The sequence below is a fragment of the Rathayibacter sp. AY1F8 genome (assembly GCF_002932165.1).
GTDB lineage: Bacteria > Actinomycetota > Actinomycetes > Actinomycetales > Microbacteriaceae > Rathayibacter.
In genome coordinates this window covers 1-20558 of record NZ_PSVB01000029.1, presented here as the reverse complement: position 1 = coordinate 20558, position 20558 = coordinate 1, and the positions used below count along the sequence as shown (strand labels likewise).

Sequence of the window (20558 nt, the reverse complement as noted above, 5' to 3'; positions counted from 1 at the left end):
TCACGTCACTTGCAGGTGAGAGCGGAGTACGCGGCCTGCTTCGTGGTGGTCACCGATGCTCCGTCCACGGTCGCCGTCGCGGTCACCGTCGCCGAGCCCGCGGCCACCGAGGCGGCGCGGGTGGTGAAGGCGTGCGAGGCGCTCGACCCGGGAGCGATCCCGGTGAACGCCTTCGAGCCCCAGGCGGAGCCGAGGGTGATCGCCGCCGGGACCTTCGCGTCGTTCCGAGCGGAGACCGTCACCACGACCTTGCCCGCCACGCAGCGGCTGGTGGCCGTCACGGTGGTCGGCACCGTCGCCGCGGAGGCGCGGACGATGGAGAGGCGGTAGGTCGCTGTCGTCGTGTGGTCCTGCGCCGACGACTCGACGACCACGCTCGTCGTCCCCGAGGCCGCGAGCGGCACGGTGCGGCGGACGGTGTCGTCGATCAGCACGCCGTCGACCTTCACCAGGCCGCTGGGCACGGCCGGGTCCAGGTCGAGCGAGACGCTCGTCGTACCGGCCGGCACCGTGAGCGTGTGGTCCCTGACCCCGGCGGCGAGAGCCGGCGAGAGCGTCCCGACGTCGGAGGAGAGCTTCGTCAGCTCCGGGTCCGCAGCGTAGGTGGTCGACTCGGTCGTGTAGACCCCGAAGACACCGCCGACGTAGCTGGATCCGGTGCCCTGGAAGCGCACCGTGACGACGGGGATCTTCTGCCCCTTCGCGTCGAGCACGTACTTCCCGCTCTGGTCGCGCTTGTAGCTGTCCTTCGCGGCGAGACCGCTGAGGATCGACGCCGGGATCCGGTCGTACTGGACGTACCAGCTCGTCGCTCCGGCCGCTCCCGAGACCACCTCGGTCTTGAGCTTCACGTCGTTGAGGTAGACGTCGAAGGTGCGTCCCGCGTCGCCGCCGTAGTAGCGGACCCCGAGGTAGTTCGCCGGCAGAGCCGGGTCGACGATCATGTCGTACTGGAAGTACGCCTCCGCCGAGCGCTCGCCGTCGCGGTACCCCTCGCCGCGCCAGGTCCCCACCGAGGACCGCGCGGTCTTGTAGTTCTTGTCGGCCTCGCTGTTGTTGTTGTCGAAGGAGGTGAGGGAGTCGATCGTCGTCTCGTCGACGCGCAGCTGCTCCTTCTGCGTCCGGATCAGCTCCTGGGCCGCGGCCGAGTCGGGCTCGATCAGGGTCATGTAGGTCGCGTAGCGGGCGTTGTAGAGGCTGTAGTACGGAGTGAACACCCGGGCGGCGGACGCGGCGTCGACGTTCTTCATGCCGAAGCGCATCGTCGTGCGGCCGTTGCCGTCCGCGCCGTCGGGCAGGCGGACCAGGTTGCCGCGGACCGCGGACTTCCAGGCCGCGGAGTCCGCGACGACGACGTTCGAGTTCACGGACTTGTCGGCCGTGCCCATGCGCACCAGGACGCCGGCGACGTAGGACGCCTCGACGTTCGAGCGGTTGAGCTCGGTCGCCAGCAGCACCGGTCCGTAGCGGAACGCGGTCCAGTCGGGGTTCTCCGTGTCCGCGACCGCGCTGACCGCGGCGGGCAGCTTCCAGGTCAGCACGTCACCGGCGGCGACGGCGACCGAGACGTATCCGGCCTGGGCCGTGACGGCACGGACGGCACCGTTCACGGTGAGCGTCGGCGCTCCGTCGATCCAGGACGGCACGCGCAGCTTGAGGGTCGTGTCCGCGGCCACGGCTCCTCCGGCCAGCGCTTCGACCCTCAGGGTCGCCGTGTCCGTGCTCGGGATGTCCGCCGTCTGGGTCAGCCGGAGGTTGTTCGCGGAGGAGCGGAGGACCGAGGAGCGGAACTGGTTCACGAAGACGGTCTTCGGCTTCTCGAAGTAGATCGAGTCGCCGAGCTTGGTGAAGCTCTCGATACCCGAGCCGTGGTCGCACCAGAACTCGTCGAGCTCGTGCCCGAAGACCTTGGCGTAGCCCGCGGTCTGCGGCTGGAAGTAGGTCACCATGCCGGTGTCCGGGTTCTGCACCGAGAGGACGCCGTTGATGAACGTCTCCTCGTAGAAGTCGGCGTACTTCACGTCCTCGGTCACCTGGAACAGCGCCCGGGTGAGCTTGAGCATGTTGTAGATGTTGCAGCCCTCGGAGGTCGAGTTCTCGCCGTAGCCGGTGGTCTGGCCGTTCGTGGCGTACTCGTACAGGGTGCCTGGGGCGTGGAAGTGCTCGGACTGGCTGTTGCCGCCGTTGGCGTAGGTGTGGGTCTCGTCGACCATGCGCCAGAAGTTCTCGGCGGCACGGCGGTACATGTCGAGATCCGACTTCTCCGCGGCGGTGAGCGTGGCGTAGAGCGCCGGGTCGTCGGTGAAGACGCGGTAGCGCTTCAGCGCGCCGATCAGCTTCGGGACGGTCGTGTTCGCGTGCAGCCCGTTGAGGACGTCCTCGTTGTTCGCGAGCTTCTGGAACAGCGCGGTCTCGTCGAAGTACTCGGCCGCGCGCTTGTGGGCCGGGTCGTGCGTGGTCTCGTACAGGCGGTAGAGCGCCTCGTTCATTCCGCCGTACTCCGTGTTCAGGAGCTGCCCGGGGTTGGCCTGGCGGCCCGCCCAGGCGGTGATCCAGCTGCCGAAGCCGCCGGCGACGGTGAGCGCCTTCTGCGAGACGGCGTCGGGCGCCTGGTCGTGGGCGTCGAGGAGGCCTGCGAGCACCTTGTGCAGGTTGTAGAAGGGGACGAGCAGGCCGTCGCCGCCCGAGGGGAGGTAGCGGGTCGGGAACGGCGAGACGTAGCCGGCGTTCGCGGGGTCCTTCAGCGCGTAGGCGTCCTGGACCTTCTTCAGACCGTCGACGGAAGCGGTGAGCTTCGCGAGCAGAGCCGCCTTGGTGGCCGCGTCCTCCTCGGTCGCGTAGGCCTGCGAGAGCGCCGAGAGGTAGTGGCCGAAGAAGTGGCCCTGGAACCGGGTGCCGTTCTCGCGCTCCCAACCCCCGTATCCGCCGCTGGTGGTCGGCGTGAGCCCGGCCTCGCGGTAGAAGGAGTAGAGGAACATCTCGGGGTCGAGGCTCAGCAGGTACTCGACGGTCTGCTGCTCCCCGTTCTCGAGGTAGGGGTCCTGCACGGAGACGTCGGAAAGGCCGGCCTCCAGAAGGTAGTTCGACGTCTTCACTCCCCGGGGCTGCACCTGGAGAGTGTAGGTCTTCGTGACCGCGGTGCTGCCCCCGTAGGTGGCGGAGCCGGTGAGGACGACCTGCGTCGCGGAGCCGGTGGGCGGCGTGACCGCGGCCGTGCCTCCGCTGATCGCGACGGTCGCCGGGTCGGAGGAGGTCCAGCTGAGGGCGGACCCCTTCGCGCCGACGGTGGGCAGGGTGAAGCCGGTGCTGGTGCTCGCGGGCGGGGCGACCAGCTCGAGGTCGGCCCGGGCGATGCTCGCGGGGTCGAAGGAGGGGTTGCCGGCCTTCGTCAGGGCGACGACGTCGGTGGTGGTCGCGACGCCGTTGTAGAGCGCGTAGTCGTCGAGCAGGCCGCGCAGGTGCGCGCCGTTGTACTGGGGGCCGTTGAAGCCGAGGGTCTTCGTCGAGGTGCTCTCGGAGCCGAGGACGCCGGATGCGGAGGAGGACGGCGCGGTCTTGACGACGGCGGTCTGCTTCACCCCGTTGCGGTAGAAGGCGACGGCCTTGGTGCTCTTGTCGTACGTGGCGACCACGTGCGTCCACTCCCCCGCGGGGAAGAAGCCGGAGCGGGCGGTCTCGACGGCGACCTTGTACGGCTGACCGCCGGACGGGCCGATCGAGAGGGCGAGCGGAGTGCCGTCGCCCTCGGAGGTGAGGTACCAGCCGTCGGAGTTGTAGGCGGTCTTGTTCCAGGTGAAGACCTGCTCACCGGTCATCGCGCTGGTCGGCTTGTACCAGAACGAGACGGTGAGGTCGGCGGGCTGCAGCGCCGCCGCAGTGCCGAGCGAGATCGCGTTCGATCCGGTGAACTCGAACGCCCGGCCGTTCAGGCCGGTGCCGTAGGAGGCGGTGCCCTTCTGCATCCCGAGGGCGGTACCACGACCGCTGGTGTCGGCGAGCGACCCGTCGAACGGGAGCTCGAGCACCTTCGCGGCGTCGAGCGAGGTGGTAGGGGCGGCCTGGGCCGTGGGGCCGACCGACAGGAGACCCGCCGTCAGCGCCATCACCGCCACGGTGGCCAGGGGGAGTCGTCGTCGCATTCGTGAGGCCTCTCGTCGTTGAGAAATCCGGCCCAGGGGGGCGGGCCGCCTCGAATGTTACCGTTAACAACTGTTTTCGGTGAGGTTTCGGTGAGAGGACTGACAGGGTCCTCGGGTGCTCAGCGGCGCCGGTCCAGAGCCGCCCGGAGGTACGGAGCGGTGCGGCTGCCCGCGGCCTCGGCGACCTCCTCCGGAGTGCCCGTCGCGACCACCGAGCCGCCGGCCCGGCCCGCTCCCGGGCCGAGGTCCACGACCCAGTCCGCGTCGGCGACGACGCGCATGTCGTGCTCGACGACGATCACCGTGTTGCCCGCGTCGACCAGGTGCTGCAGGTGCTCGAGCAGGCGGTCGGCGTCGGCGGGGTGCAGGCCCGACGTCGGCTCGTCGAGCAGGTAGAGCGTGTCCCCGCGCTGGGCGCGACGCAGCTCCGAGGCGAGCTTCACCCGCTGCGCCTCTCCCCCGGACAGCTCGGGCGCCGGCTGGCCGAGCGAGACGTAGCCGAGCCCCACGTCCACCAGCGCGTCGAGGTGGCGGGCGACCTCGCGGTCCTCGGCGAAGGCCTCGCGCGCATCGGCGACGCTCAGCGCGAGGACGTCGGCGATCGTCCGGCCGCCCAGGGTGACCTCGAGGGTCTCGTCGTTGTACCGGGTGCCGCCGCACGCCGTGCAGGGCGCCTCGACGGTCGGGAGGAACAGCAGCTCCACCTCCACGGAGCCCTCGCCCTTGCAGACGGGGCAGCGCCCGCTGGGCAGGTTGAAGGAGAAGCGGCTCGCCGAGAAGCGGCGGCGCTTCGCCTCCGGTGTGGCCGCGAAGAGCGTCCGCACCCGGTCGAACAGGCCCGTGTAGGTCGCGACGTTCGAGCGCGAGGTCCGGCCGATCGGGGTCTGGGTCACCTGCACCACCCGGCGCAGGCGGTCCGCGGGCCCGGAGGCGGTGCCGCGGGTCGCCGCCGCGGCCGCGTCGAGCAGCGGGTCCGCCTCCCCGCCCTCCTCGGCCGGCGCGTCCTCGGCGACGTCGGCGCGGAGCGAGGCGCGCAGCAGATCGGGCAGCGCCTGGTTCACGAGCGTCGACTTGCCCGATCCGGAGACACCGGTGACCGCGGTGAGCACCCCGACCGGGAACGCGACGGAGAGGTCGTCGAGGGTGTGCCGCGAGACTCCGGCGAGCTCGATCCACTGCTCCGCGGTGCGGCGGGAGCGCAGCGGCGCCGGGTCGCCCTCGGGGAAGAGGTAGCGGCGGGTGACGGAGCCGCGGGCGCCCGGCAGGCCGTCGAGCGGGCCGGAGTAGACGACGGTGCCGCCCCCCGACCCCGCGCCCGGGCCGATGTCGACGATCCAGTCGGCCTCGCGGATGACGTCGAGGGAGTGCTCGACGAAGAAGACGGTGTTGCCGGTCGCGCGCAGGGTCCGCAGGATGCCGAGCAGCGCCTCCGTGTCGGCGGGGTGCAGGCCCGTGGACGGCTCGTCGAGCACGAAGACGACGCCGAAGAGGCGCGAGAGCACCTGCGTCGCGAGGCGCATCCGCTGGAGCTCCCCCGAGGAGAGCGTCGGCGTGGAGCGGTCGAGCGAGAGGTGGCCGAGGCCCAGGTCGACGATCGGCGCGAGGCGGGCGACGAGGTCCTCGACCAGCCGCTGCGCGGCCAGGCGGGTCTGCGGAGCGCCGTCGGCCGGGGTCCAGCCGGGCTCCAGCACGCGCCGCGCGACGACGACCAGCTCCTCGAGCGGGAGCGCTGACAGCTCGGTGATGTCGAGCCCCTCGAAGGTGACGGCGAGCGCGTCGGGCTTCAGCCTCCGGCCGCCGCACACCGGGCAGGCGACGCTGACGACGAACGAGGCCGCGCGCTCGCGCATCCGGGCGCTCTTCGAGCCGGCGAAGGTGTCGAGCACGTAGCGGCGCACCCCGAGGAACGTGCTCATGTAGCGCGGCTCGTCACCGGCGGCCACGGCCGCGCGCACCTCCGCGGGAGAGCGGTCGGTCCACACGGGAACCTGCGGGGAGTCAGGAGTGTGCAGGATCCAGTCGCGGTCCTCCGCGGGCAGGTCGCGCCACGGAGCGTCGATGTCGTGTCCGAGCGAGATCAGGCTGTCGCGCAGTTGCTTGCCGTGCCAGGCGGTCGGCCAGGCGGCGAGCGCCCCGTCGCGGATCGAGAGGGAGTCGTCCGGCACCATCAGCTCGTCGGGGACGTCGTAGACCCGGCCGATGCCGTGGCAGCTGGGGCACGCGCCCTGCACGGTGTTGGCCGAGAAGTCCTCTGCGAGCAGCATCGGCGCGCCCTCGGGGTAGGCGCCGATGCGCGAGAACACCATCCGCACCACGCTCGAGAGCGTCGTCGCACTGCCGACCGTGGAGCGGGCCGAGCCTCCGGAGCGCCGCTGCGGGAGGGCGACGGCCGGCGGCAGGCCCTCGATCGAGTCGACGTCCGGCACGCCGACCTGGTCGATCAGCCGCCGCGCGTAGGGGGCGACCGACTCGAAGTAGCGGCGCTGCGCCTCCGCGTAGAGCGTGCCGAAGGCGAGCGAGCTCTTGCCCGATCCGGAGACCCCCGTGAAGGCGACGAGGGCGTCGCGCGGCACGTCGACGTCGATGCTCCGGAGGTTGTTCTCGCGGGCGCCGCGCACGCGGACGTGGTCGAGGGGGTCGGTGGTTCCAGGCGCGCTCATCCGTACAGCCTGCCGTGCCGGGATGTGGGGCGGCCGCCGCGGAGCTCCGAGGCGCTCGACGCCGAGACGGCCCGCTCCCGGCCGAGGCACCGCAGTGGGGCGGTGTCTCGGCGGGGGCGGGCCGTCTCGGCGTCAGCGGCGCGCGTGCGTCAGCAGGTGCGCGCCGGGTAGGCCGCGGTCAGGGCGCCCGCGGTGAGCGAGGCGGCCGGGACCGAGGCCTGACGGGTGGTGAAGGCGGCCGAGGCGCTGGCGCCGGGGGCGGCGGTCAGCGTCTGCGAGGCGCCGAACGGCGAGCGGATGACGACCGAGAGGGGCGTCGTGCCCGTGTTCTTCACCACTCCGGTGACGACGACCTTGCCCGCGACGCAGCGGGTGGACGCGGTGAGCGTCGAGGTCGGTGCCGTCACCACCACGGTCGCGGTGACCGTGACGGCCGTGGAGCTCGAGAGCCGACGGTCGGCGGCGTTGTAGGCCGTCGATCCGTTCGCGCCCACCCACTGGTTGTCGTTCGCACCGATCGTGCGGACGACTCCGGTGACGGAGTAGCGGCCGGGCGCCGTCGCCACCGCGGAGGTGTTCCAGGTGACCGGCTGCGAGGCGGTGCCCCGGTTGTAGGCGAGCACGACGTCGGCGCGGGCGGGCAGAGCCGCCGCGGCGTCGGTGCCGGAGGCGACCGTCACCTCGCCGAGGTCCGAGCGGACCGCGGAGGCGGCGTCGGCCGAGCGGACCTCGGCGTACTGCCCCGCGGTCAGCGAGACGATGCCGCCGTGCTTGGTCGACGAGGCGAGCGAGAAGCCCGGGTCGGTGAGCTGGGTCCAGCCCGTGTCGAGGTCGTTCGTCACCATCGGCTTGTAGCCGGTCGCGGGGATCACGTCGACGTACAGGTACCAGGTGTCCTCGCCGTGGTCCTTGAACACCGCGGGGCCCTCGACCCCACCGGGGTTGCCGCCGGACCACACCGCGCCGATGCGCGACTGGATCTGCGTCCACGAGGTCGTCGGCAGCCACCAGGTCGCCGAGGTGGTCGACTCCATGTAGATGCCCTTGCCGGTGCCGTTGTCCTTCGAGATCCGGTAGGTCGTGCCGGAGTCCTGGATCAGCGTGGTGTCGATCGTGTCGGCCCCGGTGTCGATGAAGGTGCCGCCGTACGAGTAGGTGGCCTGCGTGAAGTCCGTGGTCGCTCCCCAGAGCACGCGGGAGGATCCGGTGCCCGGCGTGTGCGCCGCGGTCGGGTAGACCGTCGAGGACCAGTAGACGACGAACGCGCCCTTGCCGGGTCCCGCGTAGTCCGGCACCCACGTGGCCTCGGGAGCCCACATCATGCCGGCCTCGAGCTTCTTCGTCCCCGCGGCGTCGAGCGCCACGTCGAACTGGCGGACGTCGCTCCACGACACGAGGTCGCTCGACTCCCAGACGTTCATCTTCGTGCTGCCCTTGGTGGTCCAGTAGCACCAGGTGTCGCAGGTGCTGGGGCCCCGGTCGCCGCCGAAGACGCGGAGGTCCGTGGCGATGATGTAGTACTTCTTCGTGTCGGGGTTGTAGGTCAGGTACGGGTCGCGGACACCGGTGGTGCCGAGGTCGGAGGCCAGGATCGGCTTCGCGCCGTTGAGCGGGTCCCACTTCTCCGGGTCGTCGCCGCGGGAGACGTCGAGGTAGATCTTCTCGGCGTAGCCCTGGGAGTCCTCGACGAAGTGGACCATCATGTAGCCGTAGGGGGTGTCGACGCCGACCTGCGGCTCGACCGTCACGGCGATCGAGCGGGTCTGCACGATTCCGCGGATCGACGCCGTCGCGGTGAGCGTCGAGGCGCGCGCGGCCTGGCCCACGGCGGGGCGGTCGGCGCTGAGGGTGCGGCCGTCGGCCGAGACGCGCAGGGTCGGGTCGCTGGAGGACCAGGTCACCGCTCCCCCGTAGTCGGGCAGGTTCGTGGTCGAGTCGTCGACGGTGAGCGGGGCGACCCCGGCCAGCACGGCGGCGGCGATCGGGGAGAACGTGGAGGCGTGAGGCTTCGCGTCGACGCTCGACACGGCCACCACCTCCGCCCCGGTGAGCGCGCGGTCGTAGACGCGGAACGCCGAGACCTCGCCCGTGTAGAACGGGTCGGGGTACGGTGCTCGGCCGATCGTGTTCAGCGACTGGTCCGCCACCGACGAGGGGCGCAGAGCGGTGGGCGCCGAGGCGACCTGGACGCCGTCGACGAAGAACGAGATCGTGCCGGCGCTGCCGTCGATCACCGAGGTGAGGCTGTACCAGCGGTCGGCGGTCAGGGCGGAGGCGCTGCGGGCGTTGTTCTCGCCGTTCCCTCCGCTGGTCGTGATCGCGGTGCGCACCCGGTCGCGGACGGACGCGAACCAGTACTGGTTCGTGCTGTCGCTGCCGATGTTCCACAGGAAGTGGAAGTTCGAGAGCATCGACGCGTCGGCGCGGGTCTCGATCGTGACGGTGGCCGACGAGCGACCGGTCAGCAGGTTCGCGGGCAGCTGCACCCAGGGGGCGGTGGTGCTGCTCTTGGGGCCGCCGGTGAGGCGGAGCGACGTGCCGGTCCAGAGCGCGTCGGTCGCGTTGCGGACGGTGGCGGCTCCCACGCCTCCGCTCACGGTGTTCGGGACCGTGCTGCCGGTGGTCTGCGTGAACCGGTAGTCGGCGAGGAGGCCCTGCTGCGGGATCACGGCATCGGCCGCCTGCGCGGCCGGAGCCGGGGCGACGAGGCCCGAGAGCAGCACTGCTCCGAGGCCGAGCGCGGCGAGCGCTGCGCGCAGCGGCGCTCGCCGCGCGGGTGTGGTGGTGGGGGGCATGGTGCTCCTTCGGTGGAGTGGTGCGGTTCGGGGAGGGGGAGAGGATCTCGGGGTGCCGAGCCCTGCTCGGTCGAGCAGCGCCGTCAGGGGCGTGTCGGAACCTGTGTGCGGAGCACGAGGGGCTCGATACGCCGCTGGGCGGCTGCTCGACAGGCAGGGAGGGGCAGCCGCTCGACCGGCACGAGGGATCAGCCGCCGGGGTTCATGTCGGTGTACCCGGTGGTCGGGGCGGTGGTGCCGAGTGCCGCGAGGGTGGGCGCCCTCCGCATCACGACGGGGTTGCCCGGGCTGTCGCGACCATGGAGCAGTCGCCGTCGTGGAACTCGATCGCGGGGTCGGCGGTGTCCGGCGCGATCGGGTCGGTGGAGGTCGGCTCGCCGAGGGCGACGGCCGGGGAGGCGGCGGTGTAGGGCAGCGGAGCCACCGCGGCGAGGAGGATCAGCAGCCCGGCCGTGTGGTGGCGCCGGAGCCCCGCGGATCGGGGGAGCTCGGCGTCGACGGGCGTCGATGCGGTCGTCATCGTGACTCCATCGTCAAGGGGCGGCGTGGGGCCCGGAGGCGCACCGTGAGCGGCGCGCCCCCGGGGGCTGGGGGGCTGCGGAGAGGCGCCGGAGGGCGCCAAGGGGAGAGGCCCGGTGGACCTCGGAGAAGAACTCGCCGTGACTCGCAGGATCCGGCGCGACCTCCACCTCGAGGCCTCCGACGCCGCCAGCTGCACGGTTTGTTCACGGTAACAGGGCGTCTGCGCAAACTCAACGGCCCCCGTGAGCGGGGGTGGCATCACTTCACGGCGCCTGCGGTCCGCGCGGTCGCTTTCGTCACGGAGGAAGGATCCGCGGCGCCCCGTGGAACGGCGCAGGCGACGTGGGCCGGATCGGACGTTCGTCGTGAGTCGTGATCAGCACCGCCGTCCCGAGCCGCCGCCCTCGGCCCTCCACCGTCGCTCGGGCCTCCGCCGCCGCTGTCAAGAGGGGAGAGACGGGCCGCGCCCCTCGCCTAGGGTGCCGGGATGCCCCGCACCCGGACGTCCCGCGCCGCCCTCGCCTGGCGGGAGGCGGTCACCGGCTCGCGCCTCATGCTCGCTCTCAAGACGGCGCTGGCGGTCGGCATCGCCTGGGCCGTCGCGCCGCTCGCTCCCGGAGTCGCGGAGCAGTACCCGTACTACGCGCCGCTCGGCGCCCTGGTCAGCATGTACCCGACCCTGATGGGCTCGGTCCGCACCGGACTGCAGACCCTGCTCGGCCTGGCGGCGGGGATCGGGCTCGCCGCCCTCGTGGTGGCCACCGTCGGCCCGACCTGGTGGACGATCCCGCTCGTCGTCGGGATCGGCGTGGTCCTCTCGGGGACGGGGTGGTTCGGCGCGGGCCGCGAGTACGTGCCGATGGCGGCCCTCTTCGTGCTGATCATCGGCGGGGCCGACGCCGAGGACTACTCCCTCGGCTACCTCGTGCAGATGGCGGTGGGCGTGGTGGTGGGGCTGCTGGTGAACGTGGTCGTCGCCCCCGGGCTCACCGTCGAGGCGGCGTCCGCCCGGGTCGACGCGTTCCAGCGCGAGCTCGCGGAGCACCTGCGCCAGCTGGCCGCCGCGCTCGAGGAGACGTGGCCGCCCGAGCACGAGGCGTGGGCGCGCAACGGCGAGGAGCTGGCCCGGACGGCGGAGGAGGTCCGCGCGGCCCTCGCGGACGCGGACGAGAGCCGCAAGGGCAACCCGCGCGCGCTGCTGCACCGGCGCGACTCCCGACCCGACCACCTCCGCCTCGAGACGCTCGACGCGATCCTCTTCCACGTCCGCGATCTGAGCGGCGCCCTCGCGGACACCATCTGGGAGCGGCCGGGCGCGCTCCCGTTCGATCCGGCCCTCGGCCCGCCGCTGAGCGAGGCCTGCCGGGCGGTCGCCGACGCGATCGACCGCGATGACGCCGGCTCCCCCGCCGCGCACCGGGCGATCGGGGGCGCGGCCCGCGCGATCCGGCACCTCGTGCAGGTCGTCGACGAGCGGACCGCCGCGACCTCCCGGACCCTCGGGCCCGGCGTCCTCGCGGCGATGCACCTCCGCCGCGTCCTGGTGCGCCTGCAGCACGACGGCGCGGAGCCGCAGGAGGAGTGAGGGCTGGCGCCTCCTGCCCCATACTGATATGGTGATGGGACATCAGGAGGACGGGGACGACGTGGAGCGGACGGTGACGACGACGAGCCTCCGTGGTCGCACGCCGGAGCGGGTGACCACGGAGGCTCGTCTGGCCGTCGGGCAGGCGCTACTCGCAGACGAAGAAGGCGACCTCCACGTAGCCCATCGTCTGCGAACGGGTGTCGACGTCGGAGTTCTCGACGGTCACGCCGGACGCGGCGAAGCTGCTGCCTCCTGCACCCGTCGACGCGTTGGCCGCGTAGGAGCCGCCACCGCGCACCCACAGGGAGGTGCCGCCGCCGGCACCGCCGAAGTAGCCGCCGCCGCCACCACCGGACGCGTAGGTCACCTGGCGGCTCGCGTTCGTCCTGGCTGCGCCGGCACCGCCGTCGCGCCCGGAGCCCGGGCTGCCGAGAACCGTCTCGGTCACGTTCACCGTCGTCACACCGGGCTGCCCCGGCCCGGTCTGGCTTCCGCCAGTGCTCCGGGCCTGCTCGGTGGAGCCGGTGCTGCTGTCCGCGCGCGAGACGGCGCTCTCGTAGCCGGAGCCGCCGACGGGACCACCGGACCCCGCGTTCGGCCCGACGCGGGCGGACCGGGTGAAGTCGTTCGAGGTGAAGCCGGCTGCGCTACCGCCGCCGCCGCCCGCGATGACGAGCAGGGAGCCCGCGGCGGTGATCCCGCTGGCCCCGCCCCCTCCTCCGGAGCCGATGTAGCCCGGAGTGCCCGGAGCCCCGCCGTTGCCGAGCCCCCGGCCGCCGGCCTGGTTGCTGCCGCCCGAGCCCGCGGTGATGACGATCTCGGACGCTCCGCCGAGCGCGTCGACGGGGATGGTGCCCGTCACCCGCGCACCGGCGCTGGTGACGTCCGACCCGGTGCGGACGCCGCCGCCGTCTCCGCCGACCGCCGTGAAGCGGACCCACTGGGTTCCCGCGGGCACGGGGATCGTCCGGGCCGCGAGCGCGGTGGTCGAGGTGGCGTCGATGCGCTGCGCGTCCTGCAGGGCGCACTGGGGGGCGGTTGAGGCCGACGCCATCGGAGCGGCGATCGAGGCGGCCACAACAGGAATCGCCCATGCGGCGCCCTTCACCACGGTTCGGCGCTGGGTCAGACGATCGGGGGCGCCGGTCGGCGTGCTGGTGTCTTCGTTCTGCATCGGAGTCCTTCTGTCATCGTGCACCCCTGGGTATCGGGGGCAGAGTCGGGTGAGAGGCGCGGGAGGATGCCCGTGCCGCTCCGACAGAGTCGCCTGCTCCGCGACGGGGCACGCCGCTCGAGGCCGCTCTGGCGCGAACCTGCCCTGAGGCGGCGCGCCGCGCCTCCCGCGCCTCATCCTCAGCAGCTTCTCCGCACCGCCGACCAGTCGTGCACGACGTCGCAGATGCCCCGTCGGACTCGCCGATACGGACCCTCCGAGCGGGCGGCCCGACTCGCGAGCACCCTGGACCGAGCGGCCCGGAGAGCCCGCGACGGCCGAGCGCAGAACCCGACGTCAGTCCGTCGCCGGCCCGCGACGGCCGAACGGGCAGCCCGGCATCAGCCCAGCGCCAGCCCGGCGTCAGCCCGCGTCGGCGAGCAGCGCCTCGCGGTCGAGCCGCTTCGCGTAGCAGCGCGCGCTCGGCTCGTCGCCCCAGTAGCCGTAGCCCGCGATCGGGTCGTAGCCGGCGCTCGCGTAGAGCGCCATCGCCTCCGGCTGCTCCGTGCCGGTGACCAGTCGGAGCAGCTCCACGCCCTCGCGGGCCGCCAGCCGCTCGACGCCGGCGAGCAGCACACGGCTGAGCCCGCGGCCCCGCGCGGCGCTCACCACGAACATCCGCTTGATCTCGCCGATGCCGTCCTCGACCGCGAGCGCCACGGAGCCGACGAGCCCGCCGTCGACCTCGAGCAGCAGGGTCGGAGCGTCGGCGGGCGGACGCGGACCGGTGTCGTCGCCGCCGTAGCGGGCGAGGAGGTCGGCCTCCTGCAGGGCGAAGAGGTCCGTGGCGGCCGGGTCTCCGGCCGTGGTCTCGATCAGGCGGTGCACGGCACGATGCTACGGCGCGGCGGCGAGCCCCGCGGCGATCCCGGTCAGCTGCTCGAGCACGACCCGCACGGCCGAGCGCTCCAGCGTCTCGGGTCGGGCGAGGCAGTCGATGTGGCGGCCGAGCCCCGGGATCCCGAGCGGCCGCAGCACCACCTCCGGCGTGCGCCGCAGGTCGGTCGTGTACCGCGGCAGCAGCGCGACGCCGTCGCCCGCCGACACGACCGCCGCCGCGACCAGGAAGTCGTTGATCCGGTGCGGGATGCGCGCGTCGCCGCCCGCGAGGACCGCGATGGCGTCGATCGCCCGCTCCAGGGGGAAGCCCTCGTGCACCGCGACCCACTCCTCGTCGCGGAGGTCGGCGGGACGGACGACGTCCTTCGCGGCGAGCGGATGGTCGCGCCGCAGCGCGAGGTCGAGCGGCTCGAAGAGGAGGGGCGTGGAGCGCACGGTCCCGGGCCACTCGGCGCTGCCGGCGAGCCGGTGCGCGACGACCAGGTCGTGGTCCGCGGTCAGCCCGGCGAAGGCGCTCTGCGCCACGTCGAAGTCGGCGAGCGCGACACCCGGCAGACCCGGTGCGCGCAGCGCCTCCAGCAGCGGACCGAACATCGCCAGCCCCGCGCTGTGGAACGCGGCGACCGAGACCGTGCCGCTCGGCTCCCCCTCGAAGTCCGCGACCGCCCGGGCCGCGCGTTCGAGCGCCACCTCCACCTCGACCACGGCCGCCGCGAGAGCGCGGCCGGCGGGGGTCAGCGCGGTCCGGCGCCCGTCGCGGAAGGTCAGCGCCGTCGGGGTGCGGCGCTGCAGCGCGCTGATCTGCTGCGAGACGGAGGAGGGGGACACCCGCATCGCGGCGGCGACGGCGGCGATGCTCCCGCGCTCGCCGAGCTCCCGCAGAGCCCTGAGCTGTCCGAGTTCCATGAGTTCCAACTTACGCGTCGGCGAAGAAGATGCAGTCTTGTCCTGCGGGTCTCCGTGCCGCCACGATGAGCCGTGCGCGCTCTCTTCTCCCGCTTCCGGGTCGACCTCCTCCTGCTCGTGGTCGCCGCCTCCTGGGGCTCGACCTACTTCGCGGCGAAGGAGCTCGTCACCGACTCCAGCGTGATGGCGCTGCTCGGCTCGCGGATGACCCTCGCCGCGCTGTGCCTGGCCGTGATCGTCGCGGCGCGGCGGCACCGGATCACCGCGGCGGAGTGGCGGGTCGGCGTGACCATCGGGGCGCTGCTCGCGACGATCTTCGCGCTCGAGACCTACGGCATCGCCGGCACCTCCGCCACCAACGCGGGCCTCATCATCAGCCTGACGATCGTGATCACGCCGATCCTCGACTCCGCCGTCTCGAAGCGCCGGCTCCCGGGCCGCTTCCTGCTCGCATGCCTCGTGGCGGTCGTCGGAGTCGCGCTGCTCGCGGGCAACGGCGCCCTCCGCCCGCTCTCCCCCGGCGACCTGCTGATCCTCGGCGCCGCCGTCGTGCGGGCCGTGCACGTCACGTCGATGCACCGCCTCTCGGCGCGGGCGCCGATGGACTCCCTCCGCCTGACCACGGTGCAGCTCGGCACCTGCGCCGTCGTCTTCAGCGCCGCGTCGCTCGTCGTCGGCGTGCCGATCCCCGAGTACGTCGCGGGGCTCGACCCCGTGGGCGCCGGCCTGTTCCTCTACCTCGTCCTGGTCTGCACCGTCTTCGGCTTCCTCGTGCAGACGTGGGCGGTCCGCCGCACCTCGCCCTCCCGCGTCAGCCTGCTGCTGGGCACCGAGCCGGTGTGGGCCGCGGTCGTCGGAGTCGCGCTCGCCCGCGATCCGATCGCGCCGGTCGGCTTCCTCGGCATCGCGCTGATCCTCGTGGGCACGGCCTGGGGCCGCTCCCTCGAGCAGCGGACGGCGCCCGACGTGCCGACCGCGGCGGCCGCTCCGGAGGCGCTGCTCGCCCCCGAGCCGGAGGACGAGCAACGGCGTCCCGTCGAGCGGTAGCCGGGTCAAGGGACTCGCGTGCGGCGTCCCGATGTGGGGGAATCGGGTCGGGAGGCGTCCGCCGCGGGCGCCGCCGGAGGAGGATCCATGTCGCTCAGCGTGCTGTTCATCGGCGGGACGGGCATCATCAGCGCCGCCTGCGTCCGCGAGGCGCTGCGGCTCGGCCACGACGTGACCGTGCTGAACCGGGGGCGGACGTCGCTCCGCCCGCTGCCCGAGGGCGTCCGCGAGGTGCAGGCCGACGGCCGCGACCGCGACTCCGTCACCGCCGCCCTCGGCGACCGGAGCTTCGACGCCGTGATCGACTTCGTCGCCTTCACGCCCGAGCACGTGCAGCAGGACATCGACCTGTTCGCCGGCCGCACGGGCCAGTACGTCTTCATCAGCTCGGCCTCGGCCTACCAGAAGCCGCCGCGCAGCCTCCCGGTCACCGAGTCGACTCCGCTCCGGAACCCCTACTGGCAGTACTCCCGCGACAAGATCGCGTGCGAGGACCTGCTCGTGGCCGAGTACCGCACGAGCGGCTTCCCGGTCACGATCGTCCGCCCCTCGCACACCTACGACCGGATTGCGCTGCCCGTCGACGGAGGCTGGACCGTCGTCGACCGGATGCGGCGCGGCCAAGAGGTGGTCGTCCTCGGCGACGGCACCTCGCTCTGGACGCTCACGCACGCCGACGACGTCGCCGTCGGCCTGGTCGGGCTTCTCGGCGCCTCCGCCGCGATCGGCGAGGCCTTCCACATCACCGGCGACGAGACCCCGACCTGGGACGAGATCCACCACGACCTCGCCGCTGCGGCCGGAGTCGAGCCGCGCCTCGTTCACGTCGCCTCCGACGCGATCGCCGCGGCCGACCCCGAGCTCGGTGCCGGGATCATCGGCGACAAGGCGCACTCGATGGTGTTCGACAACGCGAAGATCCGCCGCCTCGTCCCGGCCTACTCCCCCTCGGTGCGCTTCAGCGACGGCGCCCGCGAGATCGTGGAGTGGTACGACGCCGACGAGTCGCGCCGCGTGGTCGACGAGCGGATGAACGGCCTGTTCGACGCGCTGATCGAGCGGTACCGGCCGCGCCCGCTGTGAGGGTCGGGCGGGGGGTGCGCGAGTCCGCCGACTCCGCCCCTCCCGCCGCTGCGCCCCGCTCCGCTCCTCCGCCCGCGCCGGCGCCCCCGCTCAGCCGATCGGCTCGAGCCGCACCAGGAACCCGCCCGGCACTCCCGGCTGCAGCTCCTGGTACTCGGACGGCACGCGGTAGGCGCCCTCGCCGACCGCGGTCACGGTGAAGGCGACGTCCGTGCGCGTCCCCGCGAGGAAGACGGTGTAGACGTCGGTGCCGTCCTCGGCGGTGCGCTTCCCGGCCGCCGCGCCGACCCAGCGGTGCCCGCCCGGATCGGCCGTCGCCGTCTCCCCGAGGGTCGCGTCGATCGCGGCCGGGTCGACGCCCACGGTGCGGATCCCGTCCTGGCACTCGCGCCAGACGCCCGTGAATCCCGGATCGGGGTCGGAGTAGCAGAACATCATCGACCCGTCGGGCGCGACGTGCAGGTCGCCGTAACCGCCGACCACCGGCCCGGAGACGGGGGCTGTCGTGGGCCCGGTCGTCGGCTCGGGGTCGGCCGGCGCGGTGCACCCGGCGAGCGCGAGGACGAGCACCGCCACCGCTCCCGCTCGCCACCTCATGTGCGCAACCTACTGGAGCCGCGCCCCCGCCCGTCCGTGTGCCGGGCCGGGAGTCCGCCGGGAGGCGGCCCGCCCTCAGACCAGCCGGCGGCCGCTGAAGCGGTCGACGGGGGCGTCGTGGCGCATCGCCCGCTCGTACATCCGCCGGAACGGCTCGGTGAGCAGGCCGTTCGTGCGGTCCAGCGAGTCCTGCCAGGCCACGATCTCCCCCAGCTGCGCGGCGAGATCCGCGCGGAGGGCCGCCTCGTCGACGGTGGTCGAGACGCCCTTCGAGACGACGATCCGGCCCGCGACGATCACGGTGTCGATCGACGAGCCGTTCTCGGAGTAGACGAGCTGGTTCTCGAGCCGCTGGCGCGGGGTGAAGTTCAGCGTCTCGAGGTCGTAGACGACGAGGTCGGCCTGCTTGCCGACCTCGATGCTGCCGGTGACGCCGTCGAGCACGGCGCTGCGCGCGCCTCCGATCGTTCCGGCCGTGAGCACCTCGGACACGGTCGGCCAGGTGGCGATGTCCGGATCCGTGACCTTGTGCAGGAGCGCCGCGGCCTTCACGACGTCGAGCATGCGCGGCGAGTCGCTGCTCGAGCAGCCGTCGGTGCCGAGGCCGAGGTTCACGCCCGCGTCGTGCAGCGCGCGCCACGGGGCGATGCCCGAGCCGAGCTTGAGGTTCGAGATCGGGTTGTGCGAGACGGACGTGCCGGCGGCGGCGATCCGCTCCATGTCGGAGTCGGTGAGCCAGATCCCGTGGGCGAAGGTCGTGTTCGGCGAGAGCGCGCCGATCCGCTCCATGTACTCGACCAGGGTCGAGCCGTAGGACAGCTCCCCGGTCACCAGCTGCGTCTTCGTCTCGAGGACGTGGATATGGCACTCCGCCCCGTGCTCGAGCGCCAGCTCGGTCGCCCCCACGAGCAGCTCGGGCCCGCAGCGCTGAGGAGCGGACGGCGCGACCATGTAGCGCAGCCGACCGCCTCCCCTCCCGTGCTGGGTCGCGAACGCCTCGCGGCTGAAGGCGAGGTAGCCCTCCGTCGTCGGGCGCGACGCCGACCGCGCCTGGTCGAGGATCTCCGCGGGCACGTACTCCTCGAGGAACGGCATCGTCTCGTGGAAGGGCCTGCTGATCACGTGGCCCGAGATGTTGGCGCGGACTCCGATCTCGTCGTACGCGTCGAAGACCGCGGCGAGCTGCTCCGCGTCCTGGTCCGGGTTCTCGAGCACGTCGTCGACCAGGGTCGTGACCCCGGCCTTCAGCGCTTCGAGGGCGAAGAGCGACGAGCGCAGCCGCACCAGATCCGGAGCGACGCGGCTGTTCCCGAGGATCGGGTACGACAGCAGCATCCACAGCTCGAGCGGCAGGTTGTCGTAGCGGCCCTTGTAGAGGTACTCCCACGAGTGGGTGTGGGCGTTGATGAAGCCGGGGACGACCAGGCGGTCGCGCCCGTCGATCACCTCGTCGCCCGGCTCGGGGACGAGGCCCGGGCCGATCGCGACGATCAGCTCGTCGACGATGCGGATGCTCGCCGTGATCGGGACGGCGCCCGAGACCGGGTCCATGGTGATCACGGCGGCGTCGGAGAGGAAGAGGGGCATGGCGGTTCCGTTCGTGGTGCGGGGTGGGACGGGGCGGGCCGACTCGCGAGGGGGCCGGCCCGCGGAGGGGCTCGGGCTCAGCCGCGGACGGGCTCGGGCTCCGCGGCGACCGGCGCGGCCGACTCCCGGCGCTCGACCCAGGCGGGAGCGTCCCGGCCGAGCAGGAGGTAGGCGATGCCGGCCGAGACTCCGCCCGCGAGCCACGAGACGTCGACGCCGCCGAGGGCGGTCGCGGCCGGACCCTGCAGGGCGGGCACCGAGCCGTTCATGAACAGCCAGGTCAGGGTCGCGCCGATCGCGAAGGAGAGCAGCGCCCGCCAGCGGACGTCCGGCAGCAGCGGCGAGCCGACGGGGGCGAACAGGTGCCCGAAGGAGCGGACGCGCGGCTCGAACACGGTGTAGTGCACCAGCACGATCGCACCCCACGGGGCGACCCAGCCGACGAGGCCGACCAGCCACGCGTCGAGCGTGGTGGCGAGGTCGTCCTGGAAGACGAAGAACACCGCGGCCGCGAAGGCCAGGACGCCGACGATGAGGCTGAGCGCGCGGCGCCCGAGCCGGATGTCGAGGGCCTGGGTCGCCATGCCGAACGAGTAGATGTTGAGGACGTTGGTCGCGATCGGACCGTGCACCACCAGGAGCAGCACGGGGATCGCGAGGGCGCCGAAGTTCTCGACGATCAGCTCCCCGGGATCCACGGAGCCGTTCTTCGTCGCGAGGGTCGCGCCGAGGACGCCGAGCCAGACCACCGGGATGAACTGGCCGAGGACGCTGGCGAGGTAGAGCCCCCGCTTCGAGGAGCGGGGTCCGACGAAGCGGGAGTAGTCGCCGGCGTAGGCGAGCCAGGTGAGGCCCCAGCCGATGCCGATGGCGGTCATCACGATGGACATGGCCGCGATGCGGTCGCCTCCGGTGAGCGCGCCCTCCGCGGGGCCGGCGTAGGACCAGTCGATGTCGAGGAAGAACCAGGCGACGACCGACATGATCGCCAGCACCAGGAGGGTCGGCGGCACGGTCCAGCGCTCGAAGGCGGCGATCGCGCGGTAGCCGAGGAAGGAGATCGCGACCTGCACCGCCATGATCACCGCGGCCACCGCGATCTTCCAGCCGACGTTCGCCTGCTCCGGGTCGACGACGCCGACGGAGCCGAGGAGCGCGATGACCAGGTCGAGGACGATCCAGGTGTTGATGGCGCACCAGCCGATCACGACCACGGCCTGGATCGCGGCCGGGACGTAGTTGCCGCGCCGGCCGAAGATCGCCCGTCCCACGAGCATCCCGGTCGCCCCCGTCCGCTGGCCGAGGAGGACGAAGAAGCCGAACACCGCCATCCCGACGACGTTGCCGAGCACGAGGACGGTGACGGTGTCCGCCAGGCCGAGGCCCATGTTCACGCCGAGGGCGCCGAGCACCCAGTTGATGGGGGCGATGTTGGCGCCGGCCCAGATCCAGAACTGCCCGTCGAGCCGGGCGGTGCGCCGGGAGTCGGGCAGGGGACTCAGCGCGTCCTCGGCGTCGGCGGTGCCGTGCAGGGTGTCGGTGCTCATGGCGGATCCTCTCGGGGAGGGGGATGAAGGGGAG

Annotated in this window: 13 protein-coding genes; 3 read left to right on the top strand and 10 right to left on the bottom strand. The window is 72.8% G+C overall.

Annotated features, from left to right (window positions below; translation table 11 throughout):
- Positions 1–5 precede the first annotated feature (5 nt).
- From C5C35_RS15370 to C5C35_RS15355, 4 genes are all read right to left on the bottom strand, one after another.
- A complete protein-coding gene (locus C5C35_RS15370) occupies positions 6–4139 on the bottom strand; it encodes a beta-L-arabinofuranosidase domain-containing protein (protein ID WP_104263515.1) in 4134 nt (1377 codons plus the stop codon).
- Positions 4140–4258: 119 nt separating this feature from the next.
- The gene (locus tag C5C35_RS15365) at positions 4259–6799 is read right to left on the bottom strand and encodes an excinuclease ABC subunit UvrA (protein WP_104234493.1); all 2541 of its coding nucleotides are present in this window, start codon (positions 6797–6799) and stop codon (positions 4259–4261) included.
- Positions 6800–6948: 149 nt separating this feature from the next.
- Complete coding sequence (locus tag C5C35_RS15360) at positions 6949–9594, bottom strand: LamG-like jellyroll fold domain-containing protein (protein WP_104263514.1); 2646 nt, start codon at positions 9592–9594, stop codon at positions 6949–6951.
- A 268-nt stretch (positions 9595–9862) separates the two neighbouring features.
- Complete coding sequence (locus C5C35_RS15355) at positions 9863–10114, bottom strand: hypothetical protein (RefSeq protein WP_104263513.1); 252 nt, start codon at positions 10112–10114, stop codon at positions 9863–9865.
- Between the two features lie 489 nt (positions 10115–10603).
- Between C5C35_RS15355 and C5C35_RS15350 the strand changes: the two genes are divergently transcribed.
- Entirely contained in the window at positions 10604–11701 is a 1098-nt protein-coding gene (locus C5C35_RS15350; protein WP_104263512.1) for an aromatic acid exporter family protein, read from the top strand.
- A gap of 148 nt (positions 11702–11849) precedes the next feature.
- Here the strand turns inward: C5C35_RS15350 and C5C35_RS15345 are convergent, their stop codons facing one another.
- The 3 genes from C5C35_RS15345 to C5C35_RS15335 form a co-directional block, all read right to left on the bottom strand.
- Complete coding sequence (locus C5C35_RS15345) at positions 11850–12878, bottom strand: hypothetical protein (protein WP_146076912.1); 1029 nt, start codon at positions 12876–12878, stop codon at positions 11850–11852.
- A gap of 402 nt (positions 12879–13280) precedes the next feature.
- A complete protein-coding gene (locus C5C35_RS15340; RefSeq protein WP_104263510.1) occupies positions 13281–13745 on the bottom strand; it encodes a GNAT family N-acetyltransferase in 465 nt (154 codons plus the stop codon).
- Between the two features lie 9 nt (positions 13746–13754).
- The gene (locus tag C5C35_RS15335) at positions 13755–14663 is read right to left on the bottom strand and encodes a LysR family transcriptional regulator (RefSeq protein WP_104263509.1); all 909 of its coding nucleotides are present in this window, start codon (positions 14661–14663) and stop codon (positions 13755–13757) included.
- A gap of 72 nt (positions 14664–14735) precedes the next feature.
- Between C5C35_RS15335 and C5C35_RS15330 the strand changes: the two genes are divergently transcribed.
- Together C5C35_RS15330 and C5C35_RS15325 are read left to right on the top strand one after the other, a co-directional pair.
- Positions 14736–15710: a DMT family transporter gene (locus C5C35_RS15330; RefSeq protein WP_219814192.1), complete on the top strand. Its 975-nt coding sequence runs from the start codon at positions 14736–14738 to the stop codon at positions 15708–15710.
- Between the two features lie 87 nt (positions 15711–15797).
- Entirely contained in the window at positions 15798–16793 is a 996-nt protein-coding gene (locus tag C5C35_RS15325) for an SDR family oxidoreductase (protein WP_104263508.1), read from the top strand.
- Between the two features lie 90 nt (positions 16794–16883).
- Here the strand turns inward: C5C35_RS15325 and C5C35_RS15320 are convergent, their stop codons facing one another.
- From C5C35_RS15320 to C5C35_RS15310, 3 genes are all read right to left on the bottom strand, one after another.
- Entirely contained in the window at positions 16884–17390 is a 507-nt protein-coding gene (locus C5C35_RS15320; RefSeq protein WP_146076913.1) for a hypothetical protein, read from the bottom strand.
- 75 nt (positions 17391–17465) lie between these two features.
- On the bottom strand, positions 17466–18977 hold the full coding sequence (locus C5C35_RS15315; protein ID WP_104263506.1) for an amidohydrolase family protein: 1512 nt from the start codon (positions 18975–18977) through the stop codon (positions 17466–17468).
- 77 nt (positions 18978–19054) lie between these two features.
- Positions 19055–20524 carry a cytosine permease gene (locus tag C5C35_RS15310; protein WP_104234359.1) on the bottom strand — a complete coding sequence of 490 codons (1470 nt, stop codon included), beginning with the start codon at positions 20522–20524 and terminating at the stop codon, positions 19055–19057.
- Between the last annotated feature and the right edge of the window lie 34 nt (positions 20525–20558).